10 protein-coding genes and 1 tRNA gene are annotated in these 12,462 nt (G+C 73.9%); 5 read left to right on the top strand and 6 right to left on the bottom strand.

From position 1 onward, the window contains the following. Positions 1-181: 181 nt before the first annotated feature. From otsB to F1D97_RS05695, 3 genes are all read right to left on the bottom strand, one after another. Positions 182-1,096 carry a trehalose-phosphatase gene (otsB, locus tag F1D97_RS05685; protein ID WP_236122910.1) on the bottom strand — a complete coding sequence of 305 codons (915 nt, stop codon included), beginning with the start codon at positions 1,094-1,096 and terminating at the stop codon, positions 182-184. After that, positions 1,089-2,528: an alpha,alpha-trehalose-phosphate synthase (UDP-forming) gene (locus F1D97_RS05690; RefSeq protein WP_236122911.1), complete on the bottom strand. Its 1,440-nt coding sequence runs from the start codon at positions 2,526-2,528 to the stop codon at positions 1,089-1,091. Before F1D97_RS05690 ends, otsB begins: the two co-directional genes overlap by 8 nt. Before the next feature lie 315 nt (positions 2,529-2,843). Next, positions 2,844-4,529, bottom strand: coding sequence for an HNH endonuclease signature motif containing protein (locus F1D97_RS05695; protein ID WP_236122912.1), 1,686 nt, complete (start codon positions 4,527-4,529; stop codon positions 2,844-2,846). A gap of 151 nt (positions 4,530-4,680) precedes the next feature. Here F1D97_RS05695 and F1D97_RS05700 point away from each other — a divergent pair, with 151 nt between their 5' ends. Together F1D97_RS05700 and F1D97_RS05705 are read left to right on the top strand one after the other, a co-directional pair. Continuing rightward, on the top strand, positions 4,681-7,467 hold the full coding sequence (locus tag F1D97_RS05700) for a protein kinase domain-containing protein (RefSeq protein ID WP_236122913.1): 2,787 nt from the start codon (positions 4,681-4,683) through the stop codon (positions 7,465-7,467). A 122-nt stretch (positions 7,468-7,589) separates the two neighbouring features. Next, complete coding sequence (locus tag F1D97_RS05705; protein WP_236122914.1) at positions 7,590-8,522, top strand: DsbA family protein; 933 nt, start codon at positions 7,590-7,592, stop codon at positions 8,520-8,522. Between the two features lie 69 nt (positions 8,523-8,591). Here the strand turns inward: F1D97_RS05705 and F1D97_RS05710 are convergent, their stop codons facing one another. The 3 genes from F1D97_RS05710 to F1D97_RS05720 form a co-directional block, all read right to left on the bottom strand. After that, entirely contained in the window at positions 8,592-8,852 is a 261-nt protein-coding gene (locus tag F1D97_RS05710) for a hypothetical protein (RefSeq protein WP_236122915.1), read from the bottom strand. A 298-nt stretch (positions 8,853-9,150) separates the two neighbouring features. Then, positions 9,151-9,227 (bottom strand) — tRNA-Thr (locus F1D97_RS05715). A 33-nt stretch (positions 9,228-9,260) separates the two neighbouring features. Then, complete coding sequence (locus tag F1D97_RS05720) at positions 9,261-9,932, bottom strand: response regulator transcription factor (protein ID WP_236122916.1); 672 nt, start codon at positions 9,930-9,932, stop codon at positions 9,261-9,263. Positions 9,933-10,005: 73 nt separating this feature from the next. Here F1D97_RS05720 and F1D97_RS05725 point away from each other — a divergent pair, with 73 nt between their 5' ends. The 3 genes from F1D97_RS05725 to F1D97_RS05735 all read left to right on the top strand — a co-directional run bounded on the left by F1D97_RS05725 (position 10,006) and on the right by F1D97_RS05735 (position 12,457). Then, the gene (locus tag F1D97_RS05725) at positions 10,006-11,142 is read left to right on the top strand and encodes a sensor histidine kinase (protein WP_236122917.1); all 1,137 of its coding nucleotides are present in this window, start codon (positions 10,006-10,008) and stop codon (positions 11,140-11,142) included. Between the two features lie 239 nt (positions 11,143-11,381). Next, positions 11,382-11,798, top strand: a complete 417-nt coding sequence (locus F1D97_RS05730) for a hypothetical protein (protein WP_236122918.1) — start codon at positions 11,382-11,384, stop codon at positions 11,796-11,798. An 11-nt stretch (positions 11,799-11,809) separates the two neighbouring features. Then, a complete protein-coding gene (locus F1D97_RS05735) occupies positions 11,810-12,457 on the top strand; it encodes a signal peptidase I (RefSeq protein WP_236122919.1) in 648 nt (215 codons plus the stop codon). The last annotated feature ends 5 nt before the right edge of the window (positions 12,458-12,462 follow it).

The raw sequence follows: 12,462 nt of genomic DNA on the forward strand, positions 1-12,462 counted from the left end.
CGCGCCCGACCGGGCGTCCCCGGTCCGGGCTCAGCCAACCACGCGGAACCTGGAGATCCGTCGGATCGGCGCCGCCCCTCGTCGCCACCACCCGGGTGGACCCGGTCGGGTCGCTGTCCGCCCGCTCGCACGCCCCCGACCCGCCGCGGGACGGGCGGGTCGGCCGACGTGCGGGGTGGCGTCAGCCGTCGAGGGCGGCGGCGAGCGCCGCGAGTGCCGCGGTCATCTCGGCCGGGTCGGCGAGGCGCAGGCGCGCCACGGTGGCGCCCTCGCCGACCTTGACCGTGACGTCGTCGTCACCGAGGGCCTCGAAGGCGTGCTCGTCGGTCACGTCGTCGCCCGCGTAGACGACGACGCGCGCCCCGAGCTCGTCGCGCAGCGCGCCGAGCGCCTCGCCCTTGCTCGCGTGCAGCACCGAGATCTCGACGACGTCCTTGCCGTGCAGCACCCCCGAGCCCAGCTCGTCGCCGAGCGCGAGCGCCTGCTCCTCGGCGGCGGCCGCGTCGTCGCGCTCCGCCAGGCGGGTGTGCACGACGACCGCGGTGGGCTTCGTCTCGACCCAGACCCCGTCGCGTCCGCGCGCGATCGCGGACGCCTGCGCGCCGAGTGCGGCGAGCCGGTCGGCCTGCTCGTCGGTGAGCTGCACGACGTCGCGGTCGAGCCCGTGGCGGGCCACGCGTGCGCGCTCGGCGCCGTGCGAGCCGATGAGGTACGTCCCGACCGGGACCTCGGCGAGCCCGTGCAGGTCGTGCAGCGCGCGCCCGGACACGAGCGCGAGCGCGACGCCCTCGGCCTGCGCGATGCGCCGCAGCGGCTCGACGCCCTCGGGCAGGACGCGCGACATCGTCGGATCGTCCTGCAGCGGCGCGAGCGTGCCGTCGAAGTCGAGCGCGACCAGCAGCGGCCTCGCGTCGGCGTCGCGCGCGACCCTGACGAGCGCGTCGACCACGCGCGCCGGGTCCGGCTCCACGGGAGCCGAGGCCCGCGCCATGACGGCCTCGCTGGACCTCGGTGACGTGGTGTGGTCGCGCGGGATGGACGCCGGTGAGGTGGCGCTGTCGGACTGCGGCGGGATGTCGGGTCGCGGGTCAGACATGGCTGTCTCGATGGGGGACGGCGGTGAGGACGGCGAGGAACTCGCGTGACCAGGCGTTGACGTCGTGCCCCAGCACGCGGCGCCGCAGGCGGCGCATGCGCTTGCGGGCCTCGCGCGGGTCGAGGTGCGCGGCGTACGTGATCGCGTCCTTCATGCCGTCGATGTCGTGCGGGTTGACGAGGATCGCGCCGGAGAGCTCGTCGGCCGCGCCCGTGAACTCGCTCAGGACGAGCGCACCGCGGTCGTCGGACCGGGCCGCGGCGTACTCCTTCGCCACGAGGTTCATGCCGTCGCGCAGCGCGGTGACGAGCATGACGTCCGCCGCGAGGTAGAGGGCGGCCATCTCCTCCATGGGGAACGACTGGTGCAGGTACTGCACGGGCGCGTGCCCCACCTGGCCGTAGTCGCCGTTGATGCGTCCGACGAGCAGCTCGACCTCGTCGCGCAGCTGCGCGTACGCACCGACGTTCTCCCGGCTGGGGGAGGCGACCTGCACGAGCGTGGTCTCGCTGGGTGACAGGCGTCCGTCCGCGAGGAGCTCGCCGTACGCCTTGATGCGGTGGCGGATGCCCTTGGTGTAGTCGAGCCGGTCGACGCCGAGCAGCAGGATCTTGGGGTCCCCGAGCTCGTGGCGGATGTCGACGGCGCGCTTCTGGACCGCGTCGGTGCGCGCGAGCTCGTCGAACGCCTGCGAGTCGATCGAGATCGGGAAGGCGGCGGCGCGCACGTGCCGCGCGGTGCGTCCGTGCTCGTCGGAGATGGTGATGACCTGGCCGCGCGTCGTCAGGTCGGTGAGCCGCCGCACGACGCGCACGAAGTTCGCCGCGTCCCCGCCGCGCTGGAAGCCGACCAGGTCCGCGCCGAGCAGCCCCTCGACGACGGCCTTGCGCCACGGCAGCTGCGCGAAGATCTCCAGCGGCGGGAACGGGATGTGGTGGAAGTACCCGATGCGCAGGTCGGGCCGCAGCTCGCGCAGCAGCGCGGGGACGAGCTGGAGCTGGTAGTCGTGCACCCAGACCGTGGCGCCGCGGGCGGCCTGTGCGGCGGCGGCCTCGGCGAACCGCCGGTTCACGCGTCGGTAGGCCTCCCACCACTGCCGGTGGAACGCGGGCGGCGCGATGACGTCGTGGTACAGCGGCCACAGCGTGTCGTTCGAGAAGCCCTCGTAGTAGCGCTCGACGTCGTCCGCCGACAGCGTGACCGGGACGAGCTGGGTGCCGTCCACCTCGAACGGGTCGAGCGTGAGGTCGGGCGAGCCGCCCCAGCCGACCCATGCGCCGTCCGCCTGGGCCATGACGGGCGCGAGGGCGGTCACCAGTCCTCCGGGCGACCGGGTCCAGGTGGGCTCACCGTCCTCGCCGAGGGACACATCGACGGGCAGTCGGTTCGCGACGACCACGAGGTCGTAGCCATCTTCGGGCACAGCAGGCACTGCATCTCCTGGGTTGACTGAATCTTGACCCTAGTCGCTGCCCGGGCCACCCCGCCCGCCGAACGACGCACGTCACACGCGCAATCGAGCCGCTTCGCGCCACGGCTCCTCGCCGGACCCCCGCGCGGCCTCGTCAGTCGCGCGGCTCGTCGGTCGCGCCGCTCGTCAGTCGCGTCCCCCGTCAGTCGCGCCGCTCGTCAGCGGGGCGGCTCCCGTCAGTCGCGCCGCTCGTCAGCGGGGCGGCTCCCGGCTCGGGCCGTCGTGGACGGCACCTCCCCGCCCGCCGGATCCGTCGGCCTCGGCCGCCCGGCTCGGTCAGCCGAGTGGTTCGCGGCTGGGACCGTTGTGCACCCTGCCCGTGCGCCCTCGGAACACGTACCTGGCGCCGAGCGCGGTGGCGCCCGAGAGCCCATCCTCTCCGGTCCCACCACCGCCTCCGCCGTGCGGCGGACCGACGTCGTCCTGGGTCGCTCGTCCTCGCTCGCCCGGTCGCCCGGGACTCGTGCCGGCCGGCATCGCACCGTCCTTCGCGCGCGGCGGGGGAACGACCCGCTCGACGTCCAGGTCGAGCGCGTGGACCAGGTGGTGGTGGTGCGAGCACAGCAGCACCGCGTTGTCGAGGTCGGAACGCCCGCGGTCCCGGTGCCACCAGCGGATGTGGTGGACGTGGCAGTACCGCGCCGCGACCGAGCAGCCGTTCCACGCGCACTGCCGGTCCCGCGCGACGACCGCGAGCCGCTGCGCGGGCGTGAACATCCGCCGCGCCCGCCCGACGTCGAGCGGCAGACCCTGCGCGTCCATCACGACGCGCGTCATCGCACAGTCGCACAGCGCGGCCGCGAGCTCGGTGCGTGTCAGTACGGTCCCGTCGTCGCTGACCGCCGGTGGCACGCGGTGCCCCGCGCCCTCCGTCCCGTCGTCGGTGACTACCGGTGGCACGTGGTGCCCCGCGTCCTCGGCCCGGCCTCCGCGTCGGCGCGCCTGCGCCTCCCGCACCGCGACCCACGTCTCGGCCGGCACGAGGAGGCTCACGTGCGCGGCGGGCGCGCTCACCGCGCCGTCCGGCGCGGCCTCGCCATCGTGACCATGGCGCCCGTCCACGACCGCGTCGCCGCCGGTGCGGCGGGTTCCGTCCACGATCCCCTCGCTGCCGCTGCGGCGGGTTCCGTCGCCGACCTCGACGCCGGCGTGTGCGGGCCGGGGCGCGCGGAGTCCGCCCGTGAGCGTGTGCTGGGCGAGCGCCGTGAGCGCGTCGGCGCGTGCCTGGTCGCGCGTGCGGTCCTCGTCCTCGCGGTGGCCCGTCGCGTCGAGGGCGCGCGCGAGCACCTGACCGGCGAGCGGGTCGAGGAAGCCCTTGAGCGACGTGCCGCGCGGGCCGTGGCTCAGCGTGAGGTGGCGCGCCCGACGGGCGTCCTCGCGCGCGCCCTCCGCGCGGTCCGGGTCGTGCTCCGCGACCAGCGCCGCGACCTGGCGGGAGAACTGCCGAGCATCCGTCTGCTGCGCGAGCTCGACGAGCTGCTCCTGCGTCCGCTCGTCGGAGAGCACGCGCGCGACCTGGTCGCTCGCCCCGGCGAGCGCCTGGCCCAGCACGTCGAGGTGCCCCGACGGCACCGCGTGCTCCGCCACGGCCGCGCCGACCAGCGGCATCCGGTCCATCGCGTGCGCCGCGGCGACCTCTCGGGCGGCCGCGAACCTCGTCGTCCCCGACAGCCGTGCGCGGGTGTCCACGAACGCCCGCTCGCCCCCTGCGCGAGCGGCCGCCGTGTGCTGCGCGAGGAGGACAGGACCTCGCGCAGCGGTCACGAGGCTCGCCACCTGGTCGAGCGCTCGCACGACGCGTGCGCTCGTCGCACCGCCCCACCCGGACGCACCACGCGCGCGCTCGACGACAGCGCGCAGACGTTCAGCGACGTCGGTCAGCTCGTCGAGCACGTCCGTCCCCGGCGCCGCGGCACGCGCGAACGCACCACCCGACACCACGGCGACCGACGACTCGAACACGTGTTCGATCCTACGCAACCCGGACGTACCGCACCAGCACGTGTCCACCCCTCGGGCAGCCGGCCGCGCGGGGCCTGGAGCCCGCGCGCACCCCACCGGAGCCAGCGCGCCTGTTCGCCCCCGCGCCCACCTCCGCCTACCGTGACCTGGCATGGAACGGATCGGCCTCGCGCCGGGGTCGCAGATCGGCGGGTACACGGTCGTCGCGCCCCTCGGCTCCGGGGGCATGGGCACGGTGTACCGAGCCGTCGACGACGGCGGCACGGCGGTCGCGCTCAAGCTCCTCCACCCGCAGATCGGCGCCGACGCGGAGGGCCGTGACCGGCTGCGCCGCGAGGTCGTCGCGCTCCAACGCCTGCGGCACCGGTCCGTCGCGTCCGTCCTCGACGCCGAGGCCGACTCGACCGAGGCGTTCATCGTCACCGAGCTCGTCGCGGGTGCGAACCTCGAGGACCACGTCCGCGAGCACGGCGCGTTCCCGCTCGACGACCTGCGCGACCTCGCGCGCGACCTCACCGACGCGCTCACCGCGGTGCACACGGCGGGCGTCGTGCACCGCGACCTCAAGCCGACGAACGTCGTCGTCGGCGAGGACGGGCCCGTCCTCATCGACTTCGGGATCGCGCAGGCCGCGGGCGACCGTTCCGCGCGGGTGACCACCGCGGGCCTCGTCGTCGGCACGCCCGGCTACATCGCGCCCGAGCTGCTCGACGGCGCGGAGCCCTCGCCCGAGACCGACCTGTGGGGTCTCGCGGCGGTGCTCGCGTTCGCCGCGACCGGCCGGCCCCCGTTCGGCACGCGCCCGCTCGAGGCGGTCCTCGCGCGCGCCCGCGCGGGCGACGCGGACCTCGACGGCCTCGGGCCTCTCACGCGCGACGCGCTGCGGCGCGCGCTCGACCCTGACCCGACCGCGCGCCTCGGTGCCGACGAGCTCGTCGTCGCGCTCGCGGTCGCGGCGGTGGACGGCGACCCGGCGGACGGCGACCCGGCGGACGGCGAGCAGGCGGACGGCGACCAGGTCGGCGGCGAGCAGGTCGACGGAGACGCGGTCGGCGACGTGTCGGACGACGACGCGCGCGGCGGCGCGGGAGCTGGGGCTGTCTCCGCGGTCGCGGCGGTCGTCGCGTCGCCGACGGTCTCCGTCGCCTCGACGGGCGACGACGAGCCTGCGGACGACGAGCCCGCACCGGACGAGCCTGCACCGGACGGGCCTGCGGAGGACGAGCCTGCGGAGGACGAGCCTGCGGACGACGAGCCTGCGGACGACGAGCCTGCGGACGACGAGCTCGCGTCGGAGGCCGCAGAGGACGACGACCCCGACGCGCGCGACGGTGAGGACCTGTCTGAGGACGGGGACGAGCCCGCCGACGGCGAGACTCCGACGGAGACCGCCGCTGATGCAGGTTCCGCCGAGCCGGCCGACGACGAGCCGGCCGACGACGAGCCTGGCGACGACGGCGCAGCCGACGACGAGGCGGTCGGCGACCGGTCAGCCGACGACGAGGCGGCCGACGACGAGGCGGCCGACGACGAGGCGGCCGACGACCAGGCGGCCGACGACCAGGCGGCCGACGACGGAGACGCACAGCAGGCGCGGGAGGCCGAGGTCGTCGCCGAGCCGGGTCACGTCGGCGTCGACCGTGAGGAGGCGGACAGCGCGGACGAGCGCTCCGAGGCGGACGAGGTGGCCGCGGTCGATGCCGCGGACGACGAGCACGGCGCCGGCGACCCCAATGACGACGCTGACGCTGACGACGACGCTGACGCTGACGACGACGCTGACGACGACGCTGACTACGACGCCGAGGATGACCGCGACTCGGCGCACACGGTGGCGCTGACCGCCACGGCGCTCGCGGGTGCGGTCGCCAACCCGACGAAGGACCCGGGCACGGTCGTGATCGACACCCGCGCCCTCCCGGCGCAGGACGGCGACACGCGGGTCATGCCGGTGGGGGAGCCGACGACGGTCCTCCCGACGGGCGCTCCCGCGTCGACGGCGCACCCCGACGAGCGCGCGAGCGTCACGCCGGCCGAGACCGCGCCTGGGAGCGTTGACGACGAGCGCGCCGACGACGAGAGGGCGTACGACGAGAGGGCGTACGACGAGAAGGCGTACGACGACACGGCGCTCGCCAACCCGGACCTGGGTGAGCTGGACGACCTCGCGCTGGACCCGCGGTACGGCCAGCACCTCGCGGACGACGGTTTTGGCCGCGGCGAGCCGGAGGCGGGGGACCCGGACGGCTGGGAGCCGCAGGAGGGCGTCGACTGGATCGAGGACGACCTGGACGCGTCCGAGTACGTCCCGGACGGCTCGGGGTACGAGCGTCCGCCGGCGCTGCGGCGCTGGGGGTCGTTGCTGTCGCTGGCCGCGCTCGTGGGGGCGCTGGGTGCGCTCGCGCCGGTGATCACGGTGGGCGTGCTCGTCGTGCTGCTGGTCCTGGTGCGGACGGCGGGGACGGCGGTCGAGGCGATGTACGGGCGGCGTGAGCAGCGGGGCGTGCGCGCGTCGGACGTGCCGCGCACGGTCGTCGCGACCCCGTGGTACCTGGTGCGCGCGGTGGTCGCGCTGGTCCCGTCGCTCGTCGTCGCGTCGTGCGTGACGGTGCTGGTGGGCGGTGCGGTCGCGTGGCTCGTCGACAACGGGACGTGGACGATCGGGGACCTGCGCTCGGGTGACCCGGTGGACGGGGGGACGGCGGCGCTCGTCGTGGCGTCGGCGGTGCTGCTGTGGCTGGTGGTGGTGTGGTGGGGGCCGTTGTCGCGGATGACGCGCACGGGTGCGCGGCGGGTGCTCGCGGTCGTCGCGCCGGGCCGGCTGGGTGCGGCGGTGCTCGTCGTCGCGTGCGTGCTCGCGGCGGTCGTCGTCGCGTCGCTGGTCTCGAACGGTGCCGGGATCGTGTGGTCGCCGGCCCCGACACCGACCGTCCCGTGACCGTCGGCGGGTCCGTGCGGGCCTGCTGAACCGTGCCACCGGCGAACCCGGAACCGCAGGTCCGCCCGCGGGCAAAGGTTCGACCCGTACCCTGTGCGTGTCCCACCGACCGAGGAGAACCCGTGCCGACGAACGACCCCAGGCCGACCAAGGCGCAACGACGCGACGAGGCGCGCGCCAAGGCCCTGCAGATGCGTCAGGAGCAGGAGCGTCGTGCGCGGCGCACGAAGATCCTCACGGCGAGCCTGCTCGTCGTGGTGGTCGCGGCGGTGGCCGTGGTCGTGGGCATCACGATCAGGAACAACGCCGAGACCGAGGCGAAGTACGGCAACGTGGTCTACGGCGGCAACGAGTCGCAGGTCGTCGCTCCGAAGCTCGCGGACGTGACCGCGCCGTCGACGGCGAACGACAAGGGCGGCATCCCGGTCAGTGCGGCGGGCGTGGGCGAGCAGGGTGAGGACGACGTCGTCGTCACCGTGTTCTTCGACTTCATGTGCCCGTACTGCGGCATGTTCGACACGGCGAACGCGGCGGACCTCAAGGAGCTCGCGGCCACCGACGGCGTCACGATCGACTACCGCGTGGTGTCGTTCCTCGACGGCCAGTCGAAGGGCACGTCGTTCTCGACGCGTGCGGCGAACGCGCTCGCGGTCGTCGCCGACAAGTCGCCGGAGCAGGTGCAGGACTTCATCACGGCGCTGTACGAGAAGCAGCCCAAGGAGGGCACGACGGGTCTGACGGACGACGAGATCGCGGACCTCGCGGTCGGTGTCGGCGTCCCGCAGGACGTCGCGGACACGTTCACGGACACGGTCGACGGCACGTTCGAGGTCGGCGAGGACGCCGTGGAGAAGACCGGCGAGTGGCGGACATTCGCCCCGTGGGTCTCGGCAGCCACGCACAAGGCCCAGACGGACCGCGGTGCCAAGTTCGGTACCCCGACGGTGCTCATCGACGGCCAGGAGTGGCCTGGCGAGGGCGAGGACAAGGGCGGTCTCTACCAGCAGGGCCCGCTGCGCGCCGCGGTCGAGGCTGCGCTCGCCGCGAAGGGCTGACGCTGCTCATGAGCGAGGGGGTGGGCCAACCGGCCCACCCCCTCGCTCATTGAGGTTGGGACGTCCCTGTCACGGCACCTTGAACGATGCCACCGAGCTGCACGACTTGGCGGTCGCGTTCTTGTTGCAGATGTAGTACGAGATCGTGTCGCCCTTCTTCGCGATGGCGCTGATGACCTGCTCCTTGGAGCGGTTGCAGCCATCCGGGACCGGGACGGGGTAGTAGCCCATGTTGGCCACCTTGACGTAGCCGATCGGCCCGCGTCCGTCGCACTTGATGTCCTCGACGACCGCGACGGGCGTCTTCCCGGCGACCGCTGAGACCGTCAACCTGGCTCCGCCGTCCGGCGACCAGATCGACGCGGTCTGTGCAGTCGCCGACGACGATGCCGCGATCCCGCCGGTGACTACCAGGGTCGCGACCAGAGCGGCCCGCGTGAACTTCCGCATTAATCCCCCTTGGATGAGACGTGCGTCATGCGCACTTTGCGCGCGTGATCTTCGCAAGAAGGCGATGAATACGTCAAGACAGAGGCAAGGACTGGTCAGGGAGTCGGGTTGCGTCAACGCAGCGTCGCTCCATCGTCCGATCGCTACGGCGTGCGCGGCGCGCCGATCCTTTCGTGTGTGGAGCCCCCTGTCGGATTCGAACCGACGACCTGCTGTTTACAAGACAGCTGCTCTGGCCAGCTGAGCTAAGGAGGCGAGGGCGGTCAGCCTACCGGGCCGGGCGTGGGCTCAGGTGCCCGTGCCCGTCTCCTCGAGCAGCCGCAGCGCCGCGCTGACGCGCGGGTTGCGCGAGGGGTCGGCGTCGATGCCGAGCGTCGCGTAGAGCGCGTTGACGTGGTTCTGGACCGACTTCTCGGTGATCCCGAGCTGTTCGCCGATGCCGGCGTTGGACAGCCCCGAGGCCAGCAGCCGCAGCACCTCGTACTGCCGGTGGGTGAGGCGCGCGACGTCGGACCCGGCGCGGGGGGTCGCGCGCGCGAGCAGCTGGGGGTCGAGCACGGTCACGCCGACGGCGGCGGAGCGCACGGCGGACAGGAGCCGCTCCTCGCTCGTGGAGCTGTTCTTCGACAGGTAGCCCCACCCGTGACCGACGTCGGGTGGCAGGTCGAGCAGCAGGTCCATGGCGTCGTGCGCGGACAGCAGCAGGATCCCGATGTCGGGCTGCTCCCGGCGCAGCATGACGCCGAGCGCGATGCCGTTGCCGTCGGGCAGGTCGATGTCGAGCAGCGCGACGTCGGCGACGCCGGGCCGCAGCGCGGCGCGGGCCTCGGCGAACGTCCCGACGGACGCGACGACCTCGAGGCCGGGCATCTGCGCGAGCGTGCGCTCGAGCATCGAACGGAACAGCGGCTGGTCCTCGACCACCGCCACTCGGACGACCTCGGGTGCGGGTGTGCTCATCGGGTTCAGTATCGTCGGCGGGGGCCGCGCGCGCGTGCGGACACGGCGGGATCACCCCACTGGCAGGAGGACGATGGCCGAGGCGACCCCGACGAGGCGCGGTGACGTCGCGGCGGACCGCAGGGTCCTGCTGCGGCTCACGGGGGTCGTCGCGCTGGGTTACGGGCTGGGCGCGTCGGTGCAGGCCGCGTACGTCTACTCGAACCTCATCCCGGCGTGGCGGGACGTGAGCGTGTGGTCGCGCGTGGGTGCGAACGTGCTCGCGGTCGTGCTGCTGGTGGGTGCGCTGTGGGCGATGGGCGTGCACCGCTGGGTGTCCCGCGTGCGGATCCTGGGCGGGCTCCTGCTCGCGTCGGTGGTCGCGGCGGGCGGGCGCACGGCGGCGCAGGAGCTGCTGAGCGTGTACACGAACCCGGAGCGCGCGACCATCGAGGCGGAGTTCCTCGCGGGGATGGTGCTCGCGTTCGCGTCGGGCTGCATCGGGGTGTGGGGGCTGCTCGCGCGGCGGCGCAGCCGGGCGCACCTGCGCCGTGCGGAGCGTGAGGCGCTCGAGGTGGAGCACGTGCTGGAGGCGCTCGAGGCCGAGGAGGTCCGGGTGCGTCGGGAGGTCGCGGAGGGGCTGCACGGGTCGTTGCAGGGCAAGCTCGTGGTGGTGAACGCGCATCTCGACGAGGTCCTGGGCCGGATCGAGGGGAGCGCGGATCCCGACGACGTCGCGACGTTGCGTCGGGTGCGCGACGAGCTGGACGTGGTGCGGGAGCTGGACGTGCGGCAGATGAGCCGACTGCTGTACCCGGAGCGCCTGGAGCTGGGGCTCGTGCCGGCGGTGCGTGCGTTGCTGGGGCGTCTGCCGACGGCGATCGCGACGCGTCTGACGGTCTCGCCCGAGGTGCGCACGGTCGACGACCCGGTGCAGGGGACGTTGTCGACGGCGCAGCGGCTGCTGGCGGTGCGGGTGGTCGAGGAGGGCGTCACCAACGCGTTGAAGAACGGCCCGGCGGCGACGATCGTCGTCGTGCTGGACGTGGTGGACCGTGAGCTCGTCGTGGCGGTGGAGAACGACGGTCCGGCGCCCGACCCGGCGCGTGGCAGCGACCCGGACGGGGGGACGGCACGGCTCGCGTCCCGGCTGCACCTGGTGCGGGGGACGGTGCGGCTGGAGGCGCTGCGGCCGCGGGGCGCGCGGCTGGAGGCGCGTCTCCCACTCTGAGACGTTCACCCGGACGGCCGAGCCGCTGCTCAAGTCCGATTGATCGGGCGGTGTCGTTTTGTTGGACAGATGTCCAGGGTGAAAGAAGTCGGCATACCCGGCGCGCTGGGTGGCAGCACCTCAGCCCCCTCTCGGAGCGCTTCTGCCGGCGGCCTAGCGTCGGCGTCGTCCGCGCGAGCGGACCGCGCGGCACCCACCCCCGGGGCGACCGTCGACCTCCCCCCTCCAGGAGACCCGTCATGAGCACCAAGAAGAACAACCGCCGCAAGGCCCTCGCCGTCGGCTTCGCGATCGTCGGTGTCGCGGGCCTGTCGCTCGCGTCCGCGTCGCAGCTCAACCTCAGCTGGGCCGGCCAGTACCAGGCCGGCAACGTGACGGTGGAGGGCGAGTGCCAGGAGTCGCCCATCTCGGTCGCCTTCAGCGCCCCGACGTTCGCGTCCGGCACGACGAACCCGTGGACCGTCCAGAGCGTGACGTTCAGCTCGATCGACGCCGACTGCGACGGCAAGCAGTACCGCGTCGCGTACAAGACGAACGGCGCCTGGGTCGCGCTCGCGGACGGCGCCGCCGCCACGGGCGTCCTCACGGTCTCCGCGCCCGCGGGCGTCGACCCGTCGACGATCACGGGCTTCGCGCTCTCGATCGCCAACGCCTGACCCCGGGCGCGATGCCCCGAACGGTCGTCACCGCAGCACCCGACGCGCCACCCGCGCGCCGGGTGCTGCCTGGCGTCCGGACGATCCTGCTCTACGCGGCGGCGCTCGTCGCCGTGTGGTTCGTCTGGCCGACGAGCCTCGGCGGCTGCACGACCCTGACCTACGTCAACGGCCACTCGATGGAGCCGACCTACCACACGGGCGACATCGTGGTCTCGCGCTGCGGCGAGCCGCAGGTGGGCGACGTGATCGTGTACGCCCCCGCGTCCGAGGGCGGCGCGCGCATCATCCACCGCGTGATCGGCGGCGACGCCGACGGGTGGGTCGTGCGCGGTGACAACAACTCGTTCACGGACCCCTTCGAGCCCGCGGGCGACGAGGTGCTCGGCGTCGCGCAGCTACACGTCCCGAAGGTCGGCCTCGCGCTGAGGTTCGTGACGAACACGTACGTGTGGCTCGGGGTGCTGTTCCTCGCGCTCGCGCTGTGGGCGTGGCCCCCGCGCGACGACGAGGTCGACGAGCCCGACGACGCGTCCGGCGAGCCCCTCGACGAGCCCGACGAGGACGACGAGGACGACGAGGACGCGGCCGGGGACGACGAGTCCGACGACGAGCGGGACCGGACCGCCCGCCCCGACGCGGCCCTGGCCGGGGTCTGAGAGGA

The sequence above is a fragment of the Cellulomonas palmilytica genome (assembly GCF_021590045.1).
GTDB classification, from domain to species: Bacteria; Actinomycetota; Actinomycetes; order Actinomycetales; family Cellulomonadaceae; genus Cellulomonas; species Cellulomonas palmilytica.

Excerpts from the sequence above, each read along its gene's own strand:
- otsB (WP_236122910.1), bottom strand. The coding sequence starts at position 1,096 with ATGTCTGACCCGCGACCCGACATCCCGCCGCAGTCCGACAGCGCCACC.
- F1D97_RS05700 (WP_236122913.1), top strand. The coding sequence starts at position 4,681 with ATGGAACGGATCGGCCTCGCGCCGGGGTCGCAGATCGGCGGGTACACG.
- F1D97_RS05720 (WP_236122916.1), bottom strand. The coding sequence starts at position 9,932 with ATGAGCACACCCGCACCCGAGGTCGTCCGAGTGGCGGTGGTCGAGGAC.
- F1D97_RS05725 (WP_236122917.1), top strand. The coding sequence starts at position 10,006 with ATGGCCGAGGCGACCCCGACGAGGCGCGGTGACGTCGCGGCGGACCGC.
- F1D97_RS05730 (WP_236122918.1), top strand. The coding sequence starts at position 11,382 with ATGAGCACCAAGAAGAACAACCGCCGCAAGGCCCTCGCCGTCGGCTTC.
- F1D97_RS05735 (WP_236122919.1), top strand. The coding sequence starts at position 11,810 with ATGCCCCGAACGGTCGTCACCGCAGCACCCGACGCGCCACCCGCGCGC.